The following is a 25,409-nucleotide window of genomic DNA, read 5'->3' as shown; positions in this document are numbered from 1 at the left end:
CCCGTGGCCGCCGGTGGTCGTGCCGGCGACGGAAGATGGGGGGGTGGAACGGGGAGGTGACCAGGCGCAGCGACTCGTCGCCGCCGTGCGCATGCGCGACGCCGCGACCGTCCTGCACCTCGACGCCGACGCGTTCTTCGCGGCCGTCGAGCAGCGCGACAAGCCGTCGCTGCGCGGCAAGCCCGTCCTGGTCGGCGGGGTCGGCGGACGCGGCGTCGTGTCGACCGCGTCGTACGAAGCGCGCCGCGCGGGCGCCCGCTCCGCGATGCCGATGGCACGGGCCCGTCGCCTCACCCCGGCCGCGGCGGTGCTCGTGCCCCGCTTCGCCGCGTACGCCGCGTACTCGCAGGTCATCATGGGTGTCCTGCGTGAGCTGACGCCCGCGGTCGAGCCGCTGTCGATCGACGAGGCGTTCGCCGACCTCACGCTGGCACCCGGCGGCACACCCGAGCCGGAGGAGGCCGCCGCGCAGGTCCAGGCGCGCGTCGCCGAGCTCACCGGGCTCACCGTGTCGGTCGGGGTGGGCCGCTCGAAGCTCGTCGCCAAGATCGCCTCGGACCTGCGCAAGCCCGGGGGCGTCGTCGTCGTGCGACCCGAGGACGAGGACGACGTCCTGCTGCCGCTCGACGTGCGGACCGTCCCGGGCGTCGGCCCCGCGACGCAGGGCGCGCTCGAGCGCCTCGGCGTGCGCACCGTCGCCGACCTGCGGCGGCAGCCGCTCGACACCCTGACGATGACGCTCGGCGAGGCGCACGGCACCGGCCTGTACCTCATGTCCCGCGGCCTGGACGACCGGCCCGTCGTCACGACGACCGAGCGCAAGTCCGCGGGCGCCGAGCGCACGTTCGCGGTCGACCTGCGGGGGCGCGACGTGGTGCTGTCCGCCGTGGACGACGTCGTCGACGAGGCCCTGCAGCGGCTCGAGCGCCACGGCGGCGCCGCGCGGACCGTCGTCGCGAAGGTCCGCTACGCCGACTTCTCGACCGTCACCCGGTCGGTGACGTTCCCGCACCCGACCGCGTCGGACGCGGACCTGCGCGACGCGGCCCGCAAGGCCGTGCTCGCGGCGGGCGTCGTCGAGCCCGTGCGGCTGCTGGGTGTCGCGTTCCACGCGCTGTCGTCCCACGCGCAGCTCGCGCTCGACCTCGACGCCCACCTGTTCGACGCGCCGCGGCGCGCCGTGGTCGGCGAGCACGACCACGTCAGCGGGCGGCTGGCGGAGACGACCGCGGACCCGGACGGCGCCGACGACCCGCCGGACGACCCGGCGCCCCACGACCCCGCCGCCGGCCCGCGCCTCCCCGACGGCAGCACGGCGCCCGGGGTGGACGACGTCGTGGCGGCGCTCGTCGAGGACGACGCGCGGCTCGTCGGCGCGGAGAAGGCCGTCGTCGGGCGACCGCTCGGCGGCTCGCAGGTGGGACGGCCGCTCGACGAGTCCAACGCGCGACCCGGGCTCGACGTCGAGCACGCGACCCTCGGCCGCGGGTGGGTCGTGCACGTGCGCGGCCGGGAGGCGACCGTGCGGTTCGAGACGGCGCTGACCGCGCCCGCCCGCTCGCGTGTCCTCGACCTCGACGAGGACCCGCTCGTGCTCGTCGAGCCCGTCGGCGTCACACCGCCGTCGGCCGTGCCGCCGCCGCTGCGCGCCGGCGCCTGACGGCGGCGACGAGCGCGACGACGCCGGCGCCCACGAGCACGCCGACGACCAGCTGGGCGGCCAGCTCGACGCCCGTCAGCCCGGCCGCGATCCGCGTCGACGTCAGCGTCAGCACCACGATCACCACCAGCAGGGCGAGCTCCAGGACCGTCCACCACCGCGTGCCGGTCCGGCGGGTCCGCACGGTGATGTCCGCCACGACGACGACGGTCGCCGCGAGCGCGGCGGCGCCGACGTCGGTCGTCGTGCACGTCAGGACCAGGACGCCGGCCCCCACGGCGCGCAGCCAGCGGTCGCCGTCGCGGTACCGGGGCGTTGCGTCGGCGTCGACGGACGGGTCGTCGCGGTGGTCGCGGGCCTCGACCGGTCGAGCGGCCGGGACGCCCGAAGTGCCCTGCTCTGCGCTCATGCGCACATGCTGACGCACATCGCCGGGTCACGTGAGCGTTTCGGCTCTGCACGCTTCCGAGCACGCCGGAGCGCTCGGCCGACCTGTGGACGACCGCCGACGGACGTGACAGAAGCGTGAAGCGTTGTTGCCGGATTCCGGCAGCAACGCTTCACGCTCTCCGGGCGGCCGGGCGACCGGGCGACCGGGCGACCGTCAGTCGCGGGCCGTCAGGACCACCGGGCCGCGCTTGGTGATCGCCACGGTGTGCTCGGCGTGCGCGGCGAGCGCGCCGTCGGCGCTGCGGATGGTCCAGCCGTCGTCGTCGATGACGTACTCGCCGCTGCCGGCCATGAGCCACGGCTCGATGGCGATGACCGTGCCCGGCTTGAGGCGGATGCCGGTGCCGGGGCGGCCGTCGTTGGGGACGTGCGGGTCCTCGTGCATCGTCCGCCCGACGCCGTGACCGCCGAAGTCGGTGTTGAGGCCGAACCCGGACTGGCGCGCGATCCGGCCGATCGCGGCCGACACGTCGCCCATGCGGGCGTTCGGCCGCGCCGCGGCGATGCCGGCCGCGAGCGCCTGCTCGGTCGTCGAGATGAGGCGCTGCGCCTCGGGCGTCGTCGTGCCGAGCTGGAACGTCAGCGCGGAGTCCGCGACCCACCCCTCGACCTGGCACGCGAAGTCGATGCTCAGGACGTCGCCGTCCTGCAGGACGCGGTCCGACGGCAGGCCGTGCAGCGCGTGGTCGTTGACCGACGTGCACAGGACACCCGGGTACGGCATGGCCCCGAAGCTCGGGTGGTAGCCGAGGTAGACGGAGTGCGCACCGGCCTTGGCGATCAGCTCGCGCGCGTGGGCGTCGAGGTCGTTCGTCGTCATGCCGACGCGGGCGTGCTCGCGCAACGACGTCAGGACGTCGGCGACGAACCGCCCGGCGGGGCGCATCTGCTCGATCTCTGCGGGGGACTTGAGTGCCACGACCCCAGCCTCTCATCCGACCCGCGTGCGGTGGTCGGGCGCCCGCGCCAGGGCACGGGACAGCCCGTGGGCCGGACCCCTGACGGGGCCCTGCCGCGAAGGACGAGGTCGCGGCTCCCACGGGCTGCGGTGACTGCTGGTGTTCGCTGCCGCCCTGCCGTCGTGCCGGCGGAGCGGGTGCGGACCTGGGCAGTCCGTCCGATGACTCGGGCGGCTAGCGGACAGCCACCTCACTCGTCCGGGAGTGCTTCATGTCTCGGACCACCTCCTTCCCGTGTACCCACGACGCTACGTCGCACCTGGACGTCCGCCAAGGGTTTTCCGCGGCCGACGGCGCACGTCCCCCGAACCGGTGACGCGCCCCGGAGCCGCCCCCCTCACCCGTCGAGCGCGGTACGTGACCGCCGAGCGCACCACTCACAGGTACCGCGCTCGACGGTGGGGTACCGCGCTCGGCGCGGGTGTCAGCGCGGGGTGGTCAGACCGTGAGCCGGGCCGGGCGGCCGACGCGCTCCGACGCGGGGGCGCGCCACATCGTCACGGGCGCCGCGGGGATGCCACGGACCGGGACGCCGTCGACGAAGCCGTGCCGGCGGTACAGGCGGCGGTTGCGCTCGGTCGACGACTCGAGGTACGCGCCGGCGTCCTGGCCGTCGACGGTCGCGAGCCGCGCGTCGAGGAGGGCACCGCCGACGCCCTGGCCGCGCGCCGCCTCGGCGACCCCGATCTCCTGCAGGTACCAGTGGGGCAGGCGGGGCCGGTACCGGTCGACCGCGCGCTTGGTGACGAGCGCACGCCACAGGTTGTCCGGGCCGCACGCGCGCCAGAAGGACGGCAGCTGGGCCGTGAGCCGCGCGATGGTGGTCACGGCGTCGGGCGCCTCCCAGATCGCGACACCCAGCACGTCGTCCTCCCCGGCCCGACGGGCGACGTCGACGGTGCCGTCGGCGATGACAGGACGCAGCAGCCCGACGAACAGGTGGCGGGCGCGCGCCGGACGGTCGTGACCGCGGCCGCCGAGCAGCGTCCCGGTGACCGGGTCGTCGACGAAGGCCTCGGCCAGCACCGATGCCGCGGCGGCGAGGTCACCGGGCTCGGCGGGCGTGACGACGATCATGGGGTCCTCCTCCCGCGCGTCACGGTGCGTGTGACTCCACCGTATGACGATTTGGCCGCTTGTCCAAGTCGCGCGGCCAAGTCGCGTGGCCAAACATGGGGGGGTGAATGTCCCCGCCAGCGGCCACCGGCCCGTCGACGAGCGACGGGCCCAGCTGCTCGACGCCGCGCTGGCGGTGCTGCGCGAGCACGGCCTGGCCGGCCTCACGACGCGGGCCGTCACGACCCGTGCGGGCGTGCCGCACGGGATCTTCCACTACGCGTTCGGGTCCAAGGCGGCCCTGGTGCGCGCGCTGGTGGAGCGCGAGCTGACGGGGGCCACCGCCGCGTGGGACGCGGCCGTCGCGACCGACGACCTCGAGACGGCGCTGCGACGGGCGCTGCGCGCGCAGCTCGACATCGTGCGCGCCGACCCCGCCCACCAGGCCGCGATGTACGAGCTGATCCGCGCCGCGCGCGACGACTCGGACGTCAGCACCGTGGCGTGGGAGCGGCGGCAGTACCTCGCGGAGATCGAGCGGCAGCTCGGCGGGTGGTCGCAGCGCGGCGGCGTCACCTGGACCGCCCCCGTCGAGCACGTCGCGGCCCTCGTCCTGTCCGCCGCGGACGGCGTCATCCAGGCGTGGGTCGCCGACCACGACGACGAGCGCGCCGACGCCTCGGTCGACCTGCTGGCCCGCGCGATCGCCTCCCTGGCCCGCCCGGCCTGACCGGGGGGCCGCCGAGGGCTCCTCGGCCGCCCTTGCAGGTCCGAACGGATGATTCGTCCCCAAGTTGGACAGAAGTTCACCACGGACCCGACATTTGCCTCTATTGTCCGTTACGCCCGATGGCGTGGCCGTCGTCGCCGGGCACCCGTCCAAGCGTCCGCGGCCGAGGAGTCCTCCCGTGAACCGCCGTCTGCCACTCGTCATCCTGTCCGTCGCAGCCCTCGTCGTGCTGCCCTCCACCGCAGCGACCGCCACCGGTGGCGGTCACCACGGGTCGGGCAAGCCCGGCTACTCGACCGGCTACAAGCCCACGCCCGGCAAGCCCAAGCCCGGCAAGCCCACGCCCGCACCCCAGCCCACCGCCGCCCCCGGCGCGCTGTGCGGCGGCAAGCGCACCGGCGACGTCATCCCCTGGAACGCCTACACGTGCGACCAGGCCACGGGGTACTTCCTCTACAAGAAGCTCGACGTGAACAAGGCCGCCGCGTACCGGAACAGCGGGCCGCAGCACCGCGTCGCGCTGCACACCGTGTGGGCGTGGCCGACGGCGGACACGTCCGTCCGCACCGAGGCGTCCCGGAGCCTGCCGCGCAACGCCCAGATCATCCCGCTCGAGCTCGACGCCACCGACGCCGCGGCCGTCTGCGCGGAGCGCGACGCCTACGGCCTGCAGGTGGACCTCGTGGGTGACGGCGAGGCCGGGCGTGGGCTCGACGTCCCGTCGCTGGTCCCGACCGTCATCACGCCCTCGGGCGACGGCGGCTTCCCGGTGCCGAACACGCTGGCGTTCTACGGCCACTACGACGTGAACGACCTCGTCGACCTCGACGTGCTGTGCGCCCCGGTCGTCGTCCCGACCCCGTCGGCGACCCCGACGCCCACGCCGCCCCCCTCGCCGACGCCCACCCCGTCGCCGACCCCGACCGCCGACGTGGACGACGAGCCCACCGCGGCGCCGACCCCGACGCCCGCACCGTCGCCGAGCGAGACGAGCGAGGTCCTGCCGGCCCCGGCCGAGACCCCGACGCCGAGCGTCTCCGCGACGGCCACGCCCGCGCCGACCCCGACGCCGACCGAGCGCGCCGAGGTGCTCGCCGCGGTCGAGGACGACACGCTCGCCGCGACGGGCACGCAGGCAGCCCTCGGCCTCCTCGCCGCGATCGGTGCGATCGCCGGCGGTACGGCCCTCGTCCTGGCCCGGCGCCGTCACCGCACGGAGAGCTGACCCGGGGCGCCACCGCGCCCACCCACCGGGTGTCCCCGACACCCCCTGAACCGTCACCCCCCGGCCCTCCCCCCCGGCCGGGGGGTGACGTCTGCCCGGTCCGCCGACACGTGCTGACGCCCTCCGCGGTCGATACCCTGCAGCCGTGGCACGCGGCGACGCGAGAAGAGACGTCGAGCTCGTCGAGGACGACGAGGACGCCACGGCCGGCGCGCCACCGGGTGACGGGACGCGGACGGGCACCACAGCGGGCGACGAACCGTCCGGCGCGTCCCACCGCACCCGCCGTCGCCTCCTGGTCGCGGGCGCAGCGCTGCTCGCGCTGCTCGTGGTCGGCGCCGTCGTCGCCCAGAGCGTGGTGACGTCCCGCGAGCGCGCACGGATGGCGGCGGTCGCGGGACTGCCGGGCGTCGTGGACCCCGCCGACGGGCCGATGCGTCTGCTGCGCACGTCCACGGACGGTGAGCTGCTCATGGCGAGCGCCCGGACGCCCGACGGCCTGCTCGTCGCCTCCCGCGAGACGACGGACGGCGCGGCCTCGGTCGTCGCGTTCGACCCCGCCGACGGCGCGGTCGCCTGGGAGGTCGAGCTGATCGGCCCCGGCAGCGCGCTCGACGTCCTGCCGGACGGGGAGGTGGTCCGCAGCCACGGTGCGTGCGAGACGTACGGGACCGAGCGGGACCTGCTCGTGTGCCTGGCCGACAACGGTGCCGACGTCGTGGGGCGCGGCACCCTCGCGCAGCTCCTGCCGACCGAGACGCGCCTGGTCGTCCTCGACGCGCGCGACGGGTCGGTCGTGACCGACCTGTCGGCCGCGGCGGGCGAGCCGCTGGCGTCGCGGGCGATGGTCGTGCTGGCCGACCTCGTCGTCCTGGCCGGAACCGGGGGGTCCACCGCCCAGGTGCGCGCGGTCGCTGCGGACGGCTCGGTCACGTGGCAGACCTCGTTCCCGACCACGACCACGACGGCCGACGGGTCACGCGTGGACCTGCGGGCGACGTCGGACGCCGTCGCGCTCCTGACACCGGACGCCTTGCGCCTGATCGACGCGTCCGGTGAGACCCGGCAGCAGGTCGCGCTGGCGTCGGACACGCGCATGGCGACGGCGTCCGGGTACGCCGTCGCCGTCACCGCCCAGGACACGGTCGTGGTGCGGCCGGACGGGATCCGGCGGGTCGCCGGGACGTGGGTCAGGCTCACGGTCGACGACGGCAGCGCGCCCGGCCTCGTCCTGACGTCCGACGAGCGCGGCCTGCACGCGTGGGACGTCGACGGCCGTGCGCTGTGGACGTCGGTACCGAAGCCCACCGGGTACGAGGCGCTGCTCCTCGACGGCCGTGTCCTCATCGGCAACGGCACCGCCCTCGACGCGCTGGACGCGGGCACGGGGGAGCCGCTGTGGCACGCGGACGGCCTGCTGCCCGACTCCGGGACGACGACGGACGGCCGTTACGTCCTCGTGCTCGCACCGCGACCGGGCGGCAGCGCGCCGGACGTGCTCGTGGCGCTGGACGCCACGGACGGGCAGCGCTCGTGGGCGGCGGACCTGTCCGAGCCGGTCTCGGCGATCCTCCCCGTCCACGGCGTGCTCGTCGCCTACTCGTACGACGTGTCGCCCGACGGCGGCGGGCTCGTCACCCACGTCCTGCGCTGAGCGCGGCCCGCGAGAGCCACCACCGCGCTAGCCTGCTGCGATGGCACGGCGCGGCGCCAGGATGCACGTCGAGCTCGTCGAGGACGACGGGACGCCGGACACCCGGCTGCCCGCGGTCCCGCGCGGCACCCCCGCTGACGGGCACGACGGCGACGCAGACCTCTCCGACCGCTCCCGCCGGCCCTCCCCCCGCGCCCGTCGCCGGGTGCTCGCGGCTGCGACCACGGTCGTCGTCGTGCTCGGCACGGTCGGGGTCGTCGGGCAGGTCCGCGAGGCGGCGCGCGACCGTGCCCGGCTCGCGGTCGTGGCGACGCTGCCGAACGCGCTCGCACCGCTCGACGGACCGCCCGAGGTCCTGTGGACGGCCGAGACCGATGAGGTGCTGGGGGCGACGGCCCGCACGCCCGACGGGCTGCTCGTGGGCACGAGGAACGACGACGACGGGTCGGCCACCGCGCAGGCGACCGACCCGGCGACGGGCGAGGTCGTCTGGGAGCAGGAGCTGCTTCCTGGGTCGGACGCCCCGCCGGACGCGGGCACCGACACCCTCCCGCGGGGCGGCTCCTGCCTCGCGCACGGCACCGACGGCGAGGGCCTGGTGTGCTTCGCGTCGGACGCGCGCACCGTCATGGGCGAGGCGGAGCAGCGGTACGTCGCGCCCACGGTGACCCGCCTGCTGGTGCTGGACCCGCACGACGGAGCGGTCGTCACGGACCTGTCCGACGCCGTGGCCGGCACCGGGACCTTCTCGACGTTCTTCGTCCTCGACGACCTCGTCGTCGTGGGCAGCCTCGTGGACGGCGACGCGCAGGTCGTGGCCGTCCGACCGGACGGTGCCGTCGCGTGGCGGGCCACGGTCCCGGCAGCCGCGCCCCCGTCGTCGTCGCGGCCCTCCCAGCCGCGCGCCGACGTCATGCCCCTGGGCCCGGACGTGCTGGTGGCGACCCCGAGCGAGCTGCGCATCCTGGACGCCACCGGGGCGACGCTGCGCAGCTTCCCGGTGGGCCCGGGCGAGGTCCTCAGCGGCACGTCCGGCGCATCGGCTCTCACGAGCCCCGACTCCGAAGCGCTCATCTTCACGCGCATCGGTACCGCGACCGTCGCCACGGGCGCGAAGACCAGGCTCGTGCGCGCGGACCGCGTCGGCGGGCTCGCCGGGCGCTGGGTGCCCACGAACGTCGACGACGGCAGTGCCGACGGGCTCCTGCTCACCGTGGACGGGGACGGTCTGCACGGCTGGGACAGCGACGGCACCTTGCGGTGGACGGCGGCCGGCGTGCCGGCCTCGCTCAGCTCCGTGCACGTCCTCGGGGAGCGCATCCACCTCGTGGTCCGCACCGATCTGGTGACGTACGACGCGCGCACGGGCGCCGAGCTGTGGCGCCACGGCGGCCTGGTCGACGTGCAGGCTCCCCTGACGGAGCCTCCCCTGACCGACGGCCGTCGCCTCCTGGTGCGGGCCGCCGACGCCGACGGCCGCGGGACGGACCTCGTCGCGCTGGACGCCGCCGACGGCAGCGTGGCCTGGCGGGCGCCGTTCCCGGAGGGCGTCGAGCTGCTGCAGGCGAAGTTCGGCGCCCTCGTCGGGGTCACCCCGGCCGAGGACGGGTCGGAGTGGAGCATCACCGTCCTGGGATGAACGCCAACCGGCCCGAGGTCCCCACCGGCGCAACGCGCCCCCCGCGGTTACCGTGCGGCCATGGCAGGCGCGCGCAGGGTCGAGGTGGCGCTGGAGGACGGCAGCCCCGACGGTCCTGTGCCGCCCTCGCCCGGCCGCTCGACCGCCCTCGGGCGCCGGTGGTGGTGGCTCGCCGTCCCGGTGGTGGCGGTCCTCGCGCTCGTCGTCGGCCAGGCCGTCACCGACTACCGCGAGCGCGTCGCGCTGGCGGCGCTGGGCGACGTCCGCGGCGTCCTCGTGCCGCTCGACGACGAGGTCGAGGTCGCGTGGGAGGTGGACGAGGGCACGCGTCTCGCGGGCGCCGCACGCGCCGGGTCGGTGCTGGTGACCTCGCGCGAGACGGCCGACCACGCGGTCGTGCTCGAGGGCCGGGACGTGGCGACGGGCGCCCGGCTCTGGGCGCTCGACGCGGTCGGGCCCCGCGCCCGGTGGACTCCCGAGGCCAGGCCCGGCCCCGTGCCGTGCGCGGCCCGGCCCGACCACCGCGGCCAGGTGGTCTGCCTGGTCACGGACGGCGGCGTCGACGTCCTCGACGGGGCGTGGACGACCGTCCCGCCCACGACGGCACGGCTGCTCGTGCTCGACGCCGACGACGGCACCGTGCAGTTCGAGCGCGAGACCCCCGCGACGGCGCAGTGGCTGACCCCGTCCGGCGACGACGTGCTGCTCGTCGGCACGGTCGACGGCACGACGCACGTCCGGTCGCAGAGCGTGCTGTACGGCACCGAGCGCTGGCACGTCACGGTCGGGGCCGGCGCGGACGACCGGCCGTTCACGCCGGACGCCGCGACGAGCGCCCTGCTCGACGCGCGGACGCTCGCCGTCGACCACGGCACGGCGGTCACGCTCGTGTCCACCGACGGAGAGGTCCTGCGCACCGTCGGGACGCAGACGGAGACCGGCCTCACGGGCCAGGGCACCCCGACGACCGTCGAGCTCTCCACCGCCCTCGCGGCCGCCGTGATCGGCGGCGAGTCCTCGTCCGCGGTGGTGTCGGCGACCGCCGAGGTCCGCCTCGACGGGTCTCCCCTGCCCGTCGTCGTGGACGACGGCAGCGTCCCGGGCCTCGTCCTGACGCGCACGCCACAGCTGCAGGCGTGGGACGCGGGCGACGGCACGCCGCGCTGGCAGGCCACGGTCTTCGACGCCCAGAACGCGACGATCCTGCAGGGCCGGGTGCACGTGGGGACGTCCGCGTGGCTCGTGACGTACGACGGTGCGACCGGTGCCGAGCTGTGGCGGTGGGCCGGACCGACCGGCGTGGGGACGCCCCTGACGGACGGCCGCCACCTGTACGTGCTCGGCAGCCGCGGTGGCCGGCACAGCGGGCCCTACGACCTGGTCGCGCTGCACGTCGCCGACGGCACCGAGGCGTGGCGCACGCCGCTGCCCGCCCGCACGTGGCTGTCCACGCTGGACGGTCTGCTCCTGATGCAGACGTTCGACGAGGCCACCCTGGTGGAGACGTACCGCGTCCTGCGCTGACCGGAGCCGCTCGACCGCACCCGCCGCGAACCCGCCCCGAACCCGCCCCGCACCACCGCGCACGGCGCTAGCCTGCGACGATGGCCCGCCGCAGCCCTCTGCACGACGTGGAGCTCGTCGACGACGACGAGCCCACCGCGACCGCCGACGGTGCCGCGGGGCCGGACGCGGGGCGCCGCGGCCGCCGGGCGCTGGTCGTCGGGGTCGCGCTGGTGACGGTCCTGGTCGTCGGTGCGGTCGTCGGCCAGTCCGTCGTGGACCGCCGCGAGCGAGCGTGGGTCGAGGCGGTCGTCGGGCAGGCCGGCGCGGTCGACCTGCTGGCGGGCCCGCCTGTGGTCCGGTGGGAGATGACGGAGGACCGGTTCACGGTGGACGCGCGCACCTCCGACGGACTCCTGGTCGGGGTGCAGCACACCGGCCAGGGCCCGGTGGAGGTGGCCGCGCTCGATGGCGCGACGGGCGTGGAGGCGTGGCGCGTCGAGCTCATCGACGGCTCGACGCGCGCCGCGCAGGACACCCCGGCGGCCTTCGCGTGGTCGGGGCTGTGCAGCGAGGACCCCGGGCGGGAGCACCGCGTGACGTGCTGGGTGCACGACGGGACGGAGTCCGTCGACGAGGACGGTGATCCCACCGGGGTGCCGCCGTCGGTGGTGCGCGTCGTCACCCTCGACACGCGCGACGGCACGGTGGTCCGGGACCTCACCGACGCGCTCGACGTCACGGGGTCGTTCTCGTCGCTGGTCGTCACGCGGGACGTCGTCGTCGTCAGCACGCAGCACGGCACGGGGAGCGAGCGGGTGACGGACGTCCGAGCGGTCACGTGGGACGGATCGCCCGCGTGGGACCTGACGGTCCCCGAACCGGTCGACGACCAGATGTCGCAGACCTACCTCACCGACCTCGGCGACCTCGTGGCGGTCGTGACGGCGACCGAGCTCCGCCTCCTCGACGCCGCGGGACGCACGGTGCGGACCATGCCGCTGGACGGCGGGTACATCACGGGCTGGGACACCGGCGCGCTCTACGTGACGCCGCCCGAGTCCTACGGCACCACGACCGTCGTCCGTCCCGACGGTGACGTCGACGTGACGGGCGACATCGTGCCGGCCTTCGTCGACGACGGCAGCGTCCCGGGCCTCGTCCTCACGTCCGTCGACGGGTCGCTCACCGCGTGGGACGCCGAGGGGACGCGGCAGTGGTCCTCCCCGGGCATCGTGCCCCCGGTGGTCTTCGTGCTCGGAGGGCGCGTGCACCTCGACGCGGGCCTCGGGCTGACGGCGCTCGACGCGCGCACCGGCGACGAGCTGTGGACGTCGGACGTGTCGAGCGCCGATCCCCTGACGGACGGCCGGCACCTGTACGCCCTGGTCGCGGCGCCGAGCCGCGGGCAGCGCAGCGAGATGGTGGCCCTGGACCCGGCGGACGGCTCGGAGGTGTGGCGCGCGCCGCTGCCCGACGGCACCGACGAGCTGACGTCGTACGGGGGCATGCTGGTGGCGCTCGACCGCGACGACGACGGCGACGTCACGCGCATCACGATCCTGCGCTGACCCGCGCCGGCGGCGTCCCGCGCTCGGACCGTCGCGGGTCCTGGTCGCCGTCGCGCCCGCTGGGTAGCGTGCGGGAGGTGGGTGACCCGGTGCTGGTCGAGCTCGACGACGACCCCGGGGCGCCCGCGCCGGAATCCCCCGCCGGCCCGGCGCGGCGCCGGTGGGGCGCCCTGGTGCTGCTCGCGGTCGTGGTGGTCCTCGTCCTGGCGCAGCTCGTCGCGGACGCGCGCGAGGGCGCCCGCCTCGCGGCGCTGACCCACGTGACCGGCGTGCTCGACCCGCAGCCGGACCCGCCGCGCGTCGCGTGGCGCCTGCACGACGACGCGACGGGCGACGTGCAGGTCGTCGGGTCACGGCTGCTCGAGGGCCGGATCGCACCGGACGGCGCGATGTCCGTGGCCGCGCGCGACCTCACGACGGGTGCCGTGCGGTGGACGGCGCCGCTGCTCGACGCGCCCGACCCACCCCTGCCGGCCGGGACCGTCCGGTACGGGCTGCAGTGCACCGCCGGACCCACGCTGCCCGGCCGGGTGGTGTGCCTCGTGCACGACGCGACCGTCGCCGGCACGCTCGAGGGGCCGCCGGCGACGTCGACCAGCGAGCCGGCGACGTCGGCCCGCGTGGAGGTCGTGGACGCCGCGTCGGGCGAGGTCGTCGCCGACCACGCCGCCGTGGACGACGGGAACGTCGCGGCGGCGGTCGGCGTGACGGACGGGGCGCTCGTGCTCGCGGCCCCGCTCGACGACGGCACGACGGTGTGGGCGCTGGACCCGGCGACGGGCGCCCAGCGGTGGCGTGTGCGCGCCGACACGGGTTTCGGGGGCGGCTGGCTGCGGTGGGGCGCGGAGGTGCGGGTCGTCCCGGTGGGCGACACCGCGGTCGGGGTGCTGGGCGCGGGCGCGGTGCTGCTCGACGTCGCCGACGGGTCGACCCTCGCGACCGCCGGCACGCTGGCCACCGTCACGGGGGCACGCCAGGACGGCACGGCGCTGGTGGTCGGCAGCGAGGGCTACACGCGCCTCGTCGGCCCGGCGGGCGAGGTGCGGCTCGAGGGCGCACCGGTACCCGTGGACGTCGACGACGGCAGCGTCCCGGGGCTCGCACTGACCACGTCGGGCGGCCTGCGGGCGTGGGACGCGCGGACCGGTGAGCCGCGGTGGCGGGCGGACGTCCCGGGGCAGGTGGCGCTGGTCGTCGGCGGTTGCCTGCACGTGTACGACGCGTTCCACGTCACGACGCTCGACGCGCGCACGGGCGAGGTGCTGTGGGAGACGACGGCACCCGAGCTGCTCGGCGGGGACGCCGCCGTCACCGGCGTGGCGACCGACGGCTCCCACCTGCTCGTCGCCGGGGCGACGCCGACCACCGGTCCGCGGCTCGTCGCGGTCGACCCCGCCGACGGGACCGTGCAGTGGCGCACGGACCGCAGCGGGCTGGACGGCGTCATGCGCGTCGACGAGGCCGACGGCGTCCTGCTGGGCGTGGGCCCGCAGGGCACGGTCGTGCTGCGCTGACGCGTCGGGCAACTCCCGGGGAGCGAGCCCGTGCACCGGCCCAGCCCGTGCCGTCGGACGGCGCAGCCCGTACCGTCTGCACCAACTAGGCGCCCACCGGGCCCGACACCACCACGGAGGACGTGCATGGGCTGGTTCGGCGGACGACGCGACGTGACGACGGCACGACCGGCCGTCACACCACCCGTGGAGCAGCGCGGTCCCACGGCATCGCTGTGGTCCGACGGCTTCGGACGCGTCGGCACCCGCTCGCTGCAGGTGCTCGCGATCCTCGCGGTGGTCGCGGTCGGCGTGGTGGCCGTCATGCAGCTGACGCTCGTCGTCATCCCCGTGCTCATCGCGCTCGTGCTCGCCGCTGCGATCAGCCCACTGGTCTCCTGGCTGCGCCGCCGCGGCGTGCCGTCGCTGCTCGCGACGTGGCTCGCGCTGGTGACGCTCGTCGGGGTGCTCTCGCTGATCGTCTGGGCCGTCGTGCGCGCCGTCGCCGACCAGTGGGACGAGCTGGCCACGTCCGCGGCGGACGGCCTCGGCGAGCTGCGGGACCTCGTGTCCGGACTGCCGTTCGAGATCACCGACGAGCAGATCACCGAGGCGCAGGACGCGCTGCAGGGCGCGCTCGCCTCGGACGCGGTCGGCGCCGGCGCGGCGGCGGGCCTGTCCCAGACCGCCGACTTCGTCGCGGGCTTCTTCATCATGGTCGTGGTGCTGTTCTTCTTCCTCAAGGACGGCCCCCGGATCTGGGAGTTCCTGCTGCGGCCGTTCGAGGGTGCGCGGTACGAGCGCGGGCTGCGCGTGGGGCACAAGACCGTGCAGACCCTCGGCGGGTACGTGCGCGGCACCGCGATCGTCGCGGCCGTGGACGCGATCGGGATCGGCATCGGGCTGGCGGTCGTCGGTGTGCCGCTCGTGCTGCCGCTGTCCGTCCTGGTGTTCCTGCTCGCGTTCATCCCGCTGGTCGGCGCGACCCTCGCCGGCATCCTCGCGGCGCTCGTCGCCCTCGTGGCCCTCGGGCCCGTCCAGGCGCTCGTCGTCCTGGCGATCGTCGTCGCCGTGAACCAGCTCGAGGGGGACTTCCTGCAGCCGGTCGTCATGGGCCGCTCGCTGCGCCTGCACCCGCTGGTCATCCTCGTCGCCCTGACCGCGGGCACCGTGCTGGCGGGCGTCACGGGTGCCGTGCTGGCGGTGCCGATCGCGGCGTCCCTGTGGGGTGCGGTGCAGGTGTGGGACGGCCCCGCGACGCCCGCGCGCTTCGCGCGGCAGAAGAGGGCAGAGACCGTCTGAGGTCAGGCGGGCGGCAGGCCGACGAGCCAGCGCGCCTCGCGGCGCAGCAGCGCGGCCCGCGCGGGTGCGGCGTACGACCCGACGTCGTGGCCCAGCGCGTCGTAGACGACCCGGCGGCCCGCCACGACCCAGACCACCGGGTGCGTCGCGGCGCCCTCGTCGTGCGTCACGAGGGCGCCCACGTCCGGTGCGACGACGAGGTCGGTGTACCGCTCGTCGTCGACCACCAGCGGGCCCAGCCCGCGCGTGACCGGGTGCCCGGCGCGGACGTCGAACGTCGCGACGCCCTGCGGCGGGTGCCAGGACCGGCCCTCGACCCAGCGGCCCCCCATCACGTCCGACCACCACGGGCTGTCGGCGAACGTCATGGCCGCCTGGTGCAGCGCGAGCACGGGCCCGCCGGCGGCGGCGTGGTCGCGGACGCGCTCGTGCAGCGGGCGCCACACCGCGTCGTCGTCGTCCACGGGCCCCTGACCTGCGTTGACGACCAGCAGGTCGGCCGCCCGCAGGTCCGCGAGCGCGTCGGGGAACGTGCTGCGCACCGCGACGTCGAACCCGGCATCCGCCAGCTCGCACGCCACGGCGTGCGACGTCGCGGCGTGGTCGTGCCACGGGTCGGCGTAACGGGCGCGGCCCGCGAGGACCAGGGCGCGGGGGGACGTCGGTCCGGGCATGCCCCCACGCTAGGCGACGTGCGACGCCCCGCCGCGGCCCGGCAGACTCGTGCCGTGAACCCGACCCGGTGCCCCTGCGGCAGTGGCCTGCCCCTCGCCGAGTGCTGCGAGCCGCTGCACCGCGGCGAGCGGACCGCCGGCACGGCCGAGCAGCTCATGCGCTCGCGCTTCAGCGCGTTCGCCGTCGGCGACGTCGCGTACCTGCGGCGCTCGTGGCACCCCTCGACGCGCCCGGCGGACCTGGCGCTCGACGACGACGTGCGCTGGTACCGCCTCGACGTGGGCGCCACGACGGGCGGCGGCGTGTTCGACAGCGCGGGGACGGTCGAGTTCGAGGCGTTCTGGCGCAGCCCCGACGGCCGGGGTTCGGTGCGCGAGGTCAGCCGGTTCGTCCGCGGCGCGGACGGCTGGCAGTACGTGGACGGGGACGTCGACCCGACCCGCTGACCGCGCGACGCCGACCGCCGCCCGCCCGTCAGCGCAGGCCGCCCCAGCGCATCGGGTTGGCGGCGTTCGACGCCAGCAGGAACCACGACGTCGCGCCGACGTGCTGCACCTGGAAGTAGCCGAACCCGAAGCCCGAGTCGATGAGGCTGGAGGCCGCCACGACGCCGCCGTCGACCTCGGCGCCGCCCAGGTGCTGCCCGCCGCCGAGGGTGTCCTGCGCGCGGCGCACCTGGCCCAGGAGCCACTCGGCCCGCTGCCGGTCCTCGCGGCGGTCGCGGTCGAGCAGCGACGTGGCGAGCTGTGCCGTGCCCTCGAGCCACACGCCCTGCGGGTGCACGGTGATGCCGTTGTACTGGGCCGTCGACGTCAGCGAGGCGGTGCTGAACGTGACACCGGAGATCCGCTCGGCGTCGTCGGGCAGCTGCGAGGTGGGGGCGGACGGGTCGTCCGTCACCGCGAGCGCCTGACCCGCCCAGTCGAGGGCCCGGTCGTACCGGCGCTCCCGGATCGCGAGGCGGCTCCACGTCGCGGGGTCGAGCGGGACCGGGTCGCGGTTGATCTCGACGCCGTCGTTCGTGCCCGTCCAGAACCAGCCGGAGGCCGGCTCCCACATGCGGTCGACGAACGCGAGCGCGTGCTCGGACGCGTGGGTCCAGCGCCGCTCCCCGGTGGTCTTGCGCAGCATCGAGAAGAAGGCGACGCAGTCGACGTTGTGCTCGGTCGACCCGTTGGGGACGGGCTGGTTGCCACCGTCGACGCCGAACGAGAAGCCGCCGAGGGGCGCGGTCGACCACGTGGTCGTCGTGATCCACTCCCCGATGCGCACGGCCGCGCGCAGGTAGCGGGGGTCGCGCGTGGCACGGAACAGGTGCAGCAGCGCGATGCCCGGCCACGCCATGTCCCCGACCGCGGTGCCGAGGAACCCGAACTGCCAGCCGACGTTCGCGGCGCCGTCGGCGCGCACGAACCCGTCGGGCTGCGGCGAGCCGTCGTAGAACGTGTACGGGCCGACGTTGTAGCCCTGGCGCAGGCGGCCGTCGGCGTGGTCGGGGTCGTGGTCCTGCGCGAAGACCAGGCCGTCGCCGATGACGCGGGCGGTGTCGACGCTGCTGCGGCGGCCGTCGGCGAGCAGGGCGCAGACCGCGAGCGCGTTGTCGTAGACGAACGCCGTGGAGAACAGGCCGAGCTCGTCGGTGTAGCTCTGCGCGAGCCGCGGGCCGGTGTTGACGGTCGGGTAGGCGTCGGCTGCGGCGCGGACGAAGGCGACGGCGGCCCGCTCCGACCCGGCGCGGCCGCCGTGCGGGCGTCCGGGGCGGTGGTGCAGTGCGGGCCGTGGGCCCCACGCACGTCCGTCGTGCGCCGCGGCGGCGCCCGCCCCGGCCACGACGGCGGTCGCCGCGCCCGCGATGGCGAGGAACGTGCGACGGCCGAGCACGCCGCGGTCGGTGGGGCCGGTGGGGCCGGTGGCAGAGGTGGTGCGGGTCGTGACGGGGACTCTCGTGGTGTCCGGCATCGCGCGCTCCCGGGGTGTGGGGGTGGCCGCGACGTCGCGGCACCCGACCCAGGCTAGGGACCTGGGCCGGGCGGCGGAACCCCACATTTCACCCGATCTGCCGCACGCGGCTCACGCTCGGTCCGACGGGTCGGGGACCAGCGACAACGCGACGCTGAGCGCCCCCAGGGCCAGCCCTGTGCGGGTGTGCGCGAACCGCACGCCGGCCGCCGCGCGGGCCTCACCGCGGCGGAAGAGCCACTTCTCGCCCGCGACCGTCAGCGCGGTGGACGCGGCGAGCACGACGACACCGACGACCGCGACGACGGTCTTCCGGGAGGGCGACGCGTCGTCGTCCGTCACCGCTGCGTCGACGGCTCGGGGTCCGGGTGCGTCGTCCGTCACCGCTGCGTCGTCCGTCACCGCTGCGTCGTCCGTCACCGCTGCGTCGTCCGTCACCGCTGCGTCGTCCGTCACCGCTGCGTCGCGCGTCCCGAGGGCACCGTCCCCTGCGACGCCCTCCTGCCACGTCGAGCGCAGCTTCCGCCAGCCCTCACGGCTCTCGGGCGCGGCCGCGGTGAGCGCAACTCCCGCGACGAGACAGGCGGCCTTGAGCCAGCCGCGCGCAGCCCGGGACGGGGTGACGTCGGGGACGGCGTAGTACGCGGCGGTCGCCAGGCCGGTGAGGGCGGCGTTCAGGGCTCGGGACCTGGGGTTCGTGGTGATGGTGGGCCTCCTGTCGTCGAGCCGCCACGGTAGCGAGCCGGGCGACGGCCCGGCATCGGTCGCCAGGACGACCGGGGTCGGTCGCGCGACGGGTGGCGGTGCGTCGGGGCGCCCGGCGCGTGGCATCGTGGGTGCTGCCATGCGCTCCTACCTGACCATCGCCCGGGACGGTGAGGCGACCCTCGAGGTCAAGCGGTCCCGGTTCCTGTGCACGCTGCGCCGGGTCGAGCAGGAGAGCGAGGCCCGCGCCCTGGTCGACGAGCTGCGCAGGGCCCACTGGGACGCGCGCCACCACTGCTCCGCGTTCGTCATCGGCCCGGACGCGATGCTGCAGCGGTCGTCCGACGACGGCGAGCCGGCCGGGACCGCCGGGGCGCCGATGCTCGAGGTGCTCCGCGGTCACGGCGTCAGCGACGTCGCGGTGGTCGTCACCCGCTGGTTCGGCGGGATCCTGCTGGGCGCCGGCGGGCTCGTGCGGGCGTACGGCGACGCGGTGTCCGCCGGGCTGGCGGAGGTCGGCACGCTCGAGCGGCGGCTGCTCGAGGAGTGGAGCGTGCGCCTCGACCACACCGAGGCGGGACGCGTCGAGGCCGAGCTGCGCACGCGCGGCGTCGAGGTGCTCGACACCGCGTACGCGCAGGACGTGCGGCTGCTGCTCGGCGTCACCGACCCGCAGGCGCTCGTGGCGACCGTCGCGGCGCTCACCTCGGGCCGGGTCGAGCCGGAGCGCGTCGGCGAGCGGTGGGTCGACGGGCGCTGAGTCGACGGGTGCTGAGTCGGCGAGCGCTGGGTCGACGGGAGCTGAGCAGCGCGCGTGTCAGTCCGGCCGGACCTCGCGCACCTGTCCCTCCTCGACGTGCCAGCGCCGCGTCAGACGCACGGTGTCGAGCATCCGCCGGTCGTGCGTGACCAGCAGGATCGTGCCGTCGAACGACTCCATGGCGTGCTCGAGCTGCTCGATGGCCGGCAGGTCGAGGTGGTTGGTCGGCTCGTCGAGGACCAGCAGGTTCACGCCGCGGGCCTGCAGCAGCGCCAGCGCCGCCCGCGTGCGCTCGCCCGGCGACAGCGACGCCGCGGGGCGCCCGACCTGGTGGCCGGCGAGGCCGAACTTGGCGAGCAGCGTGCGCACGTCGGCCGTCGACCACTCCGGCACCTGCCGCGCGAACGCCTCACCGACGGGCTCGTCGCCCTCGAACGCGGCGCGCGCCTGGTCGACCTCGCCGACCAGCACGCCCGGCCCGAGCGACGCGCTGCCCTCGTCGGGGGCGAGCCGCCCCAGCAGCAGCGCGAGGAGCGTCGACTTGCCGGACCCGTTGGGCCCGGTGACCGCGACGCGGTCCTGCCAGTCGAGCTGCAGGTCCACGGGTCCCAGGACGAAGTCGCCGCGGCGCACCACCGCGGCGCGCGTCGTCGCCACGACAGCGCCCGAGCGCGGTGCCGTCGCGATGCTCATCTGCAGCTGCCACTCCTTGCGCGGCTCGTCCACGGTCTCGAGCCGCTCGATCATCCGGTCCGTCTGGCGCGCCTTGGACGCCTGCTTCTCGGACGTCTCGCCCCGGTGGTGCTTGACGTGCTTGTCGTTGTCGGATGCCTTGCGCCGCGCGTTGCGCACGCCCTTCTCCATCCACGCGCGCTGCATCCGGGCGCGCGAGGCCAGCGCGTCGCGCCGCCCCGCGTAGTCCTCGTACGCCTCGCGCGCCTGGCGGCGGGCCGTCGACCGCTCCTCGAGGTAGGCGTCGTACGAGCCCCCGTACGTCACGACGCGCTGCAGGCTGCGGTCGATCTCGACAACCGTCGTGACGGTCCGCGCGAGGAACTCGCGGTCGTGGCTGACGACGACGACCGGCGCCTGCGCGCGCTCCACGAACTCCTCGAGCCGGTCCAGGCCGTCGGCGTCCAGGTCGTTGGTCGGCTCGTCGAGCAGGTACATGTCGAAGCGCGAGAGCAGCAGCGCCGCGAGGCCGACACGTGCCGCCTGACCGCCGGACAGCGCGGTCATGGGCAGGTCGAGGTCGACCGCGAGGCCCAGGTCGGCGGCGACCACGTCGAGGCGCGTGTCGAGGTCGGCGCCGCCCAGCGCCATCCAGCGCTCGAGCGCACGGGTGAACTCGTCGGCGGCGTCCGGCGCGTCCACCGCGAGCGCGTCCGACGCCGCGTCCATCGCGCGCTGCGCGTCGTGCACCCCGGTACGCCGCTCCAGGTAGGCCCGCACGCTCTCGTCGGGGCGCCGCTCGACCTCCTGGACGAGGTAGCCGACCTGCGCGGTGGGCGGCGACAGCGCCACCGACCCCGCGTCCGGGGGCCGCTGACCTGCGAGGATCCGCAGCAGGGTCGTCTTGCCCGCGCCGTTGGGCCCGACGAGCCCCACGACGTCGCCCGGCGCGACGACGAGGTCGAGCCCGGAGAACAGCTCACGGTCGCCGAACGCCGCGGCGACCGACCGGGCCTGGAGGGTTGCACTCATGGGCACATCCTGCCCGTGGCGCCAGCGCCTACGCTGTTGCCGAGCTGTGGCCGGACGCGAGGGAGGGGACCGACGTGGCGCGCGTCACCAGCGCCGACGTGGCCCGTGAGAGCGGTGTCTCGCGGACCACCGTCTCCTACGTGCTCAACGCCAAGACGGGGATCGCGCTCACCGAAGCGACCCGCCAGCGCGTGCTCGAGACCGCGGCCCGCCTGGGCTACACGCCCTCCGCACCCGCGCGGGCGCTGCGCTCGGGGCGCAGCGACCTGGTGCTCTGCGTGCTGCCCGACTGGACCATCGGGTCCGCCATCGACCGGCTCCTCGACCTCCTCGCGACCGCGCTGGCCGACCACGGCCTGACGGTCCTGGTGCACATCTGCCGCGACTCCCGCCCGCTGGCGGAGCTGTGGCGCGCGGTCACGCCGTGCGCGGTGCTGGGCCTGACGCCGTTCGGCGAGCAGGACGCGCGCGCCATGCGCCAGGCCGGCATCCCCGTGGTGGGGGCGGCCCTCGACGCCGACCCGCAGCCCGACGTGTTCGCGGTCCCGCAGTCGAGCATCGGTGCGCTGCAGGCGGACCACCTCGTGTCCCGCGGCCGCCGGGTGCTGGCGTACGCGTCGCCGCAGGACGACCGCGTCGCGGCCTTCGCCGACCGGCGGCTCGCCGGTGTGCGCGCCGCGTGCGAGCGTCACGGCCTGCCGGAGCCGCTGGTCACGGCTGTCGACCTCGACGTCGCGTCCGCATCGGACGCGGTCCGCGGCTGGCGCGCCGGCGGCGTGACGGGGGTCGCCGCGTACAACGACGAGGTCGCGCTGGCGGTCCTGGCCGGGCTGCGGGCGACCGGGGCCGACGTGCCCGGCGACGTCGCCGTGATCGGCGTCGACGACATCCCCGCCGCGCGCGTCGCCGCACCCGCCCTGACGACCGTGTGGCAGGCCATCGACGCGCAGGCCGACTACCTGGCCGCCGCGCTGCTCGCCGCGCTGGGGCTCGCCGCGGACCCGCCGGAGCGGCCCGACGACGTGTTCCACGTGGTGCAGCGCGCGTCGACCTGAGCGCCACCGGCGTCAGGGCCGGTCGGCGGTCACTTCCAGACGGTCGCGTGCACGTCCGTCTCGGCGGGCGGCCGCGGCGCGGCGGGCGCGGCAGCCGCGGAGGCGGCCAGGTCGCGGACGTTCTTCTGCACGGCGACCACGGCGAACAGCGCCATCGTGTAGCCCAACCCGTAGAAGCCCTTCTCGGACAGGCTGAGGTTCGCGTTGGACAGGCCCACGGCCACGAGCAGCATCGAGACGAGGACCATGCTCCACGACAGGCCGAGGAAGATGCTCGTCACGGGCACCCCCTCGGCGCGGTCGCGCACGGACTTCTGGGTGGCGATCGCCGAGAACAGGCCGAGCAGCAGCAGGGTCCCGTAGAAGCCCTTCTCGGACAGCAGCATGTCGGCGTTCCACAGGCCGACGCCGAACGACGTGACCGCGATGACGAGGGCCACCCACGATGCGCCGACGAACGCGGCGGTGGGACGGGCGGGGACGGTCTGCTGCGACATGGGGGCGCTCCGGGGGTCGGGCCGCCGGCACCCTGCCAGCCGCGCCCTGATGGTGGCGGTCGGCGCCCCCGCGAGCAAGCACCGCACCGCACCTGGCCCCACTTGTGACCATTTCGGATCCCTGTCCGGCTCCCACGCGTGAAGTGGTCGCACGTGCGACCTTGCGTTCGCCGGCGACGGACGGACGTGACCACGTCGCGGCACGGGGCTCTGAGGCAGGAGCTCGCGGCACCGCCGACGGGCCCGGCACCACCGACGGGCCCTGCACCTCCGACGGGGGAACCGGCCTCGCAGACCCGTAGCGTCGCGGCATGGGCATCCTGAGCTTCCTGACCCGCAAGGCCAAGCCCTTCGACCGCGAGGCGGCGCAGGCACGAGTCCGCGCGCTCGAGTCGGTCCTGCCGGCCGGGTCGCAGATCCTGCTGATGGAGCCCGAGAAGGGCTTCCCCCTGACGTACCTCGTGCAGACGGTCGCGGACCGGTCGGGGAGCTCGGCGATGCTCGCCGCGGCCGTCGACGTGGTCCGGGAGGGCGAGGAGAACTGGTCCCTCGACCTGGCCGTGCACAGCGGTGACGACGACGACGCGCCCTACTCGACGTTCGCGCTCCCCCGCCACGCGCTGCCCGCGCTCGACCTGCTGCGCACGGCGCACGACGACCTGTACGCGGCCATCCCCACGCAGACGATCAGCCTCGACGCCTCGGACGGCAGCTTCGCCATCAGCGACGTCGCGCGCGAGGACGCCCTGGAGACGGCCCGGGTCGCCGTGCGCTGGTGGGAGGGCGTGCTGCAGCGCTCCGGCGACCGCTGGAGCGCGTCCTCGCTCACGGTCGCCGTCGGGATCGGGGTCGGCGCCGACGGCGTCCACGCCGACATCAACTACGACGCCACGATCGAGCGGGAGCCCGACCCCCTGGGCCGCCACAGCGGCCCCACCGGCTCGAAGCACGTCTCCGACGCGGTGTGGGCGGCCCACGTGTTCACGGCGTGGGAGGACAACCTGCCGGCCCTCGAGGTGATGCTCGGGCTCCCCGTCCCGGCCGACCACGAGGTCGACTTCACCTTCACCTCCGACGCGCTCAAGCCGCGGCTCACGGTGTCCCACCACGAGACGTACGACGAGGACGAGGCCACGGCCAAGGAGCTCGTCGCCGCGATCCGCGAGCAGGTGCCGGGGTCGAAGCTCAAGGTGGGGTGAGGCCCCGGCGTCGGTGGGGGCGGTCCTGGCGTCCTCGCCCAGGGCGAGGGCCCTGGCAGGATGCCCCGATGACCCCACAGGACGAGCTCGCCCGCGAGTTCGAGGCGCACCGGTCCCGGCTCGTCGGCGTGGCCTACCGGATCCTCGGCAGCGTCGTCGAGGCCGAGGACGCCGTGCAGGATGCGTGGCTCCGGCTCGCCGCCGCCGACCGGTCCGTGATCGACGAGCCCGCCGCCTGGCTCACGACCGTCACGTCGCGCCTGTGCCTCGACCGGCTGCGCTCGGCGCGGGTGCGCCGCGAGACGTACGTCGGCCCGTGGCTCCCGGAGCCGTGGGTGCAGGGGGTCGAGGCGCCACCGGGGCCCGACGCGCTCATCGAGCTCGACGAGTCGGTCCGGCTCGCGCTGCTCGTCGTGCTCGAGGGCCTCACGCCCGAGCAGCGGGTGGCGTTCGTGCTGCACGACGTGTTCGCGGTGCCGTTCACGGAGGTCGCCGACACGCTCGGGACGTCCGTGGCCGCGGCGCGCCAGCTCGCGTCGCGTGCCCGCCGGGCCGTCCGGGACCACCGGCCGCCACCGGCGGTCCCGCTCGCCCGCCAGCGCGAGGTCGTCGAGGCGTTCACGCGCGCGACGCTGGCCGGTGACCTCGACGGCCTGCTGCGGACCCTCGCGCCCGGCGTCGTGCTGCGCTCCGACGGCGGCGGGGTCGTCAGCGCCGCGCTGCGCCCCGTGGTGGGCGCCGACCACGTCGCCCGGCTGCTGCTCGGGCTGGTGGTCCGAGCCGGGGGCGCACCGGTCACGGTCATCCCGGTGCTGGTCAACGGCGAGCTGGGGGCGCTCGTCCAGATCGGCGGGGATGCGGGGGCGGCGAGCGCGGGGACCGACGTCGTGCTGCCGCGCGTCGGGCCTGACGGCCTGGTGCACGGCGTCGACATGGTCCGCAACCCCGAGAAGCTCACGCGGGTCCGCGTCCCGGGGTGACGGCCGCCGGGCTCGGCGCCGCCGCGTGGACGGCCGGCAGCGCGCACACCGTCGCGTCCGTGAAGCCCTGCGCCGTGATCCCCAGCGCGTGGTTGAGCCGCGAGCGCTGGTTCTCCAGCGCCACCAGGTGCGCCAGCTCGACGACGCCCGCGTCGCCCAGGTCGGCGCGCATCCCGGCGACCATGTCGTCCGTCACCCGGGGCGGGGTGGCCGTGGCGGCGTCGGCGAAGGCCATCGCCCGCTTCTCCAGGTCGCTGAACGCGGGCGACGCCGCGTAGTCCGGCACGGCCAGGACGTCCTGCGCGCTGATCCCGACGCGCAGCGCGAGCATCGCGCCGAAGTCGATGCACCACGAGCAGCCGATGACGACCGCGACGCGGTGCTCGACGAGGCTGCGCAGCCGCTCCGGCAGGTGGTGGCGCGCGCGCAGCAGCACCACCTCCCCGAGGAGCTGGGACCACAGGACGCCGCGGTGGTGCGCCGTGACGGCCGCCGGCTCGAGGGACCGGCCGAACATCCGGCGGGTCGCGGCAGCAGCGATCCGGTCGGAGAGGCGGCGGCGGACGGGCGGGGTGATGCGGGCCATAGGGGGCTCCTTCGTGGTCGTCGGTACCCGGATGACGACGCAGGACG

23 protein-coding genes are annotated in these 25,409 nt (G+C 75.8%); 14 read left to right on the top strand and 9 right to left on the bottom strand.

From position 1 onward, the window contains the following. The first annotated feature begins 43 nt into the window (after positions 1–43). Positions 44–1,660, top strand: coding sequence for a DNA polymerase IV (locus KKR89_RS00300; protein ID WP_208196728.1), 1,617 nt, complete (start codon positions 44–46; stop codon positions 1,658–1,660). Here the strand turns inward: KKR89_RS00300 and KKR89_RS00295 are convergent. The 3 genes from KKR89_RS00295 to KKR89_RS00285 form a co-directional block, all read right to left on the bottom strand. Continuing rightward, entirely contained in the window at positions 1,614–2,069 is a 456-nt protein-coding gene (locus KKR89_RS00295) for a hypothetical protein (protein WP_208196727.1), read from the bottom strand. The genes KKR89_RS00300 and KKR89_RS00295 overlap by 47 nt on opposite strands. Before the next feature lie 195 nt (positions 2,070–2,264). Then, positions 2,265–3,029, bottom strand: a complete 765-nt coding sequence (map, locus tag KKR89_RS00290; RefSeq protein WP_208196726.1) for a type I methionyl aminopeptidase — start codon at positions 3,027–3,029, stop codon at positions 2,265–2,267. Positions 3,030–3,507: 478 nt separating this feature from the next. Then, positions 3,508–4,146, bottom strand: a complete 639-nt coding sequence (locus tag KKR89_RS00285; RefSeq protein WP_208196725.1) for a GNAT family N-acetyltransferase — start codon at positions 4,144–4,146, stop codon at positions 3,508–3,510. A 103-nt stretch (positions 4,147–4,249) separates the two neighbouring features. On the opposite strand from KKR89_RS00285, the gene KKR89_RS00280 reads away from it, so the two are divergent. From KKR89_RS00280 to KKR89_RS00245, 8 genes are all read left to right on the top strand, one after another. Continuing rightward, complete coding sequence (locus tag KKR89_RS00280) at positions 4,250–4,855, top strand: TetR/AcrR family transcriptional regulator (RefSeq protein WP_208196724.1); 606 nt, start codon at positions 4,250–4,252, stop codon at positions 4,853–4,855. A gap of 178 nt (positions 4,856–5,033) precedes the next feature. Next, a complete protein-coding gene (locus KKR89_RS00275; protein WP_208196723.1) occupies positions 5,034–6,080 on the top strand; it encodes an LPXTG cell wall anchor domain-containing protein in 1,047 nt (348 codons plus the stop codon). 145 nt (positions 6,081–6,225) lie between these two features. Beyond that, positions 6,226–7,734 (top strand): outer membrane protein assembly factor BamB family protein, encoded by a 1,509-nt coding sequence (locus KKR89_RS00270; RefSeq protein WP_208196722.1) that lies wholly within the window; start codon positions 6,226–6,228, stop codon positions 7,732–7,734. 40 nt (positions 7,735–7,774) lie between these two features. Beyond that, positions 7,775–9,373: an outer membrane protein assembly factor BamB family protein gene (locus KKR89_RS00265; RefSeq protein WP_208196721.1), complete on the top strand. Its 1,599-nt coding sequence runs from the start codon at positions 7,775–7,777 to the stop codon at positions 9,371–9,373. Between the two features lie 60 nt (positions 9,374–9,433). Then, positions 9,434–10,897 carry a PQQ-binding-like beta-propeller repeat protein gene (locus tag KKR89_RS00260; protein ID WP_208196720.1) on the top strand — a complete coding sequence of 488 codons (1,464 nt, stop codon included), beginning with the start codon at positions 9,434–9,436 and terminating at the stop codon, positions 10,895–10,897. Positions 10,898–10,977: 80 nt separating this feature from the next. Continuing rightward, positions 10,978–12,447 carry an outer membrane protein assembly factor BamB family protein gene (locus KKR89_RS00255; RefSeq protein WP_208196719.1) on the top strand — a complete coding sequence of 490 codons (1,470 nt, stop codon included), beginning with the start codon at positions 10,978–10,980 and terminating at the stop codon, positions 12,445–12,447. A gap of 77 nt (positions 12,448–12,524) precedes the next feature. After that, the gene (locus KKR89_RS00250; RefSeq protein ID WP_208196718.1) at positions 12,525–13,961 is read left to right on the top strand and encodes an outer membrane protein assembly factor BamB family protein; all 1,437 of its coding nucleotides are present in this window, start codon (positions 12,525–12,527) and stop codon (positions 13,959–13,961) included. A 126-nt stretch (positions 13,962–14,087) separates the two neighbouring features. After that, a complete protein-coding gene (locus KKR89_RS00245; RefSeq protein WP_208196717.1) occupies positions 14,088–15,242 on the top strand; it encodes an AI-2E family transporter in 1,155 nt (384 codons plus the stop codon). 2 nt (positions 15,243–15,244) lie between these two features. Here the strand turns inward: KKR89_RS00245 and KKR89_RS00240 are convergent, their stop codons facing one another. Continuing rightward, positions 15,245–15,916 carry a ThuA domain-containing protein gene (locus KKR89_RS00240; RefSeq protein ID WP_208196716.1) on the bottom strand — a complete coding sequence of 224 codons (672 nt, stop codon included), beginning with the start codon at positions 15,914–15,916 and terminating at the stop codon, positions 15,245–15,247. Positions 15,917–15,970: 54 nt separating this feature from the next. On the opposite strand from KKR89_RS00240, the gene KKR89_RS00235 reads away from it, so the two are divergent. Beyond that, positions 15,971–16,363 (top strand): YchJ family protein, encoded by a 393-nt coding sequence (locus KKR89_RS00235; RefSeq protein ID WP_208196715.1) that lies wholly within the window; start codon positions 15,971–15,973, stop codon positions 16,361–16,363. A 28-nt stretch (positions 16,364–16,391) separates the two neighbouring features. Here KKR89_RS00235 and KKR89_RS00230 read toward each other — a convergent pair whose 3' ends face one another. Together KKR89_RS00230 and KKR89_RS00225 are read right to left on the bottom strand one after the other, a co-directional pair. Beyond that, the gene (locus KKR89_RS00230; protein WP_243882973.1) at positions 16,392–17,876 is read right to left on the bottom strand and encodes a Tat pathway signal sequence domain protein; all 1,485 of its coding nucleotides are present in this window, start codon (positions 17,874–17,876) and stop codon (positions 16,392–16,394) included. A 111-nt stretch (positions 17,877–17,987) separates the two neighbouring features. Further along, positions 17,988–18,722, bottom strand: coding sequence for a hypothetical protein (locus KKR89_RS00225; RefSeq protein WP_208196714.1), 735 nt, complete (start codon positions 18,720–18,722; stop codon positions 17,988–17,990). Here KKR89_RS00225 and KKR89_RS00220 point away from each other — a divergent pair. Next, positions 18,721–19,341: a YigZ family protein gene (locus KKR89_RS00220; protein ID WP_208196713.1), complete on the top strand. Its 621-nt coding sequence runs from the start codon at positions 18,721–18,723 to the stop codon at positions 19,339–19,341. The two genes, KKR89_RS00225 and KKR89_RS00220, sit on opposite strands and share 2 nt — an antisense overlap. Positions 19,342–19,398: 57 nt before the next feature. On the opposite strand, the gene KKR89_RS00215 is transcribed toward KKR89_RS00220, so the two are convergent. Continuing rightward, entirely contained in the window at positions 19,399–21,045 is a 1,647-nt protein-coding gene (locus KKR89_RS00215) for an ABC-F family ATP-binding cassette domain-containing protein (protein WP_208196712.1), read from the bottom strand. Positions 21,046–21,119: 74 nt separating this feature from the next. Between KKR89_RS00215 and KKR89_RS00210 the strand changes: the two genes are divergently transcribed. Continuing rightward, positions 21,120–22,100: a LacI family DNA-binding transcriptional regulator gene (locus KKR89_RS00210; protein ID WP_208196711.1), complete on the top strand. Its 981-nt coding sequence runs from the start codon at positions 21,120–21,122 to the stop codon at positions 22,098–22,100. Positions 22,101–22,129: 29 nt separating this feature from the next. Here the strand turns inward: KKR89_RS00210 and yiaA are convergent, their stop codons facing one another. Further along, entirely contained in the window at positions 22,130–22,597 is a 468-nt protein-coding gene (yiaA, locus tag KKR89_RS00205) for an inner membrane protein YiaA (RefSeq protein ID WP_208196710.1), read from the bottom strand. Positions 22,598–22,908: 311 nt separating this feature from the next. Here yiaA and KKR89_RS00200 point away from each other — a divergent pair, with 311 nt between their 5' ends. Both KKR89_RS00200 and sigJ read left to right on the top strand, forming a co-directional pair. Next, complete coding sequence (locus tag KKR89_RS00200; RefSeq protein ID WP_208196709.1) at positions 22,909–23,796, top strand: hypothetical protein; 888 nt, start codon at positions 22,909–22,911, stop codon at positions 23,794–23,796. A gap of 68 nt (positions 23,797–23,864) precedes the next feature. Beyond that, a complete protein-coding gene (gene sigJ / locus KKR89_RS00195) occupies positions 23,865–24,776 on the top strand; it encodes an RNA polymerase sigma factor SigJ (protein ID WP_208196708.1) in 912 nt (303 codons plus the stop codon). Here sigJ and KKR89_RS00190 read toward each other — a convergent pair. Continuing rightward, the gene (locus KKR89_RS00190) at positions 24,751–25,362 is read right to left on the bottom strand and encodes a carboxymuconolactone decarboxylase family protein (RefSeq protein ID WP_208196707.1); all 612 of its coding nucleotides are present in this window, start codon (positions 25,360–25,362) and stop codon (positions 24,751–24,753) included. The genes sigJ and KKR89_RS00190 overlap by 26 nt on opposite strands. Between the last annotated feature and the right edge of the window lie 47 nt (positions 25,363–25,409).

It is taken from the genome of Cellulomonas dongxiuzhuiae (assembly GCF_018623035.1).
In the GTDB taxonomy this organism is placed as follows: domain Bacteria; phylum Actinomycetota; class Actinomycetes; order Actinomycetales; family Cellulomonadaceae; genus Cellulomonas; species Cellulomonas dongxiuzhuiae.
This window is presented reverse-complemented; position numbering and strand designations above follow the sequence as displayed.

Excerpts from the sequence above, each read along its gene's own strand:
- KKR89_RS00295 (WP_208196727.1), bottom strand. The coding sequence starts at position 2,069 with ATGAGCGCAGAGCAGGGCACTTCGGGCGTCCCGGCCGCTCGACCGGTC.
- KKR89_RS00285 (WP_208196725.1), bottom strand. The coding sequence starts at position 4,146 with ATGATCGTCGTCACGCCCGCCGAGCCCGGTGACCTCGCCGCCGCGGCA.
- KKR89_RS00265 (WP_208196721.1), top strand. The coding sequence starts at position 7,775 with ATGGCACGGCGCGGCGCCAGGATGCACGTCGAGCTCGTCGAGGACGAC.
- KKR89_RS00260 (WP_208196720.1), top strand. The coding sequence starts at position 9,434 with ATGGCAGGCGCGCGCAGGGTCGAGGTGGCGCTGGAGGACGGCAGCCCC.
- KKR89_RS00255 (WP_208196719.1), top strand. The coding sequence starts at position 10,978 with ATGGCCCGCCGCAGCCCTCTGCACGACGTGGAGCTCGTCGACGACGAC.
- KKR89_RS00245 (WP_208196717.1), top strand. The coding sequence starts at position 14,088 with ATGGGCTGGTTCGGCGGACGACGCGACGTGACGACGGCACGACCGGCC.
- KKR89_RS00240 (WP_208196716.1), bottom strand. The coding sequence starts at position 15,916 with ATGCCCGGACCGACGTCCCCCCGCGCCCTGGTCCTCGCGGGCCGCGCC.
- KKR89_RS00230 (WP_243882973.1), bottom strand. The coding sequence starts at position 17,876 with ATGCCGGACACCACGAGAGTCCCCGTCACGACCCGCACCACCTCTGCC.
- KKR89_RS00220 (WP_208196713.1), top strand. The coding sequence starts at position 18,721 with ATGCGCTCCTACCTGACCATCGCCCGGGACGGTGAGGCGACCCTCGAG.
- KKR89_RS00225 (WP_208196714.1), bottom strand. The coding sequence starts at position 18,722 with ATGGCAGCACCCACGATGCCACGCGCCGGGCGCCCCGACGCACCGCCA.
- KKR89_RS00215 (WP_208196712.1), bottom strand. The coding sequence starts at position 21,045 with ATGAGTGCAACCCTCCAGGCCCGGTCGGTCGCCGCGGCGTTCGGCGAC.
- yiaA (WP_208196710.1), bottom strand. The coding sequence starts at position 22,597 with ATGTCGCAGCAGACCGTCCCCGCCCGTCCCACCGCCGCGTTCGTCGGC.
- KKR89_RS00200 (WP_208196709.1), top strand. The coding sequence starts at position 22,909 with ATGGGCATCCTGAGCTTCCTGACCCGCAAGGCCAAGCCCTTCGACCGC.
- sigJ (WP_208196708.1), top strand. The coding sequence starts at position 23,865 with ATGACCCCACAGGACGAGCTCGCCCGCGAGTTCGAGGCGCACCGGTCC.
- KKR89_RS00190 (WP_208196707.1), bottom strand. The coding sequence starts at position 25,362 with ATGGCCCGCATCACCCCGCCCGTCCGCCGCCGCCTCTCCGACCGGATC.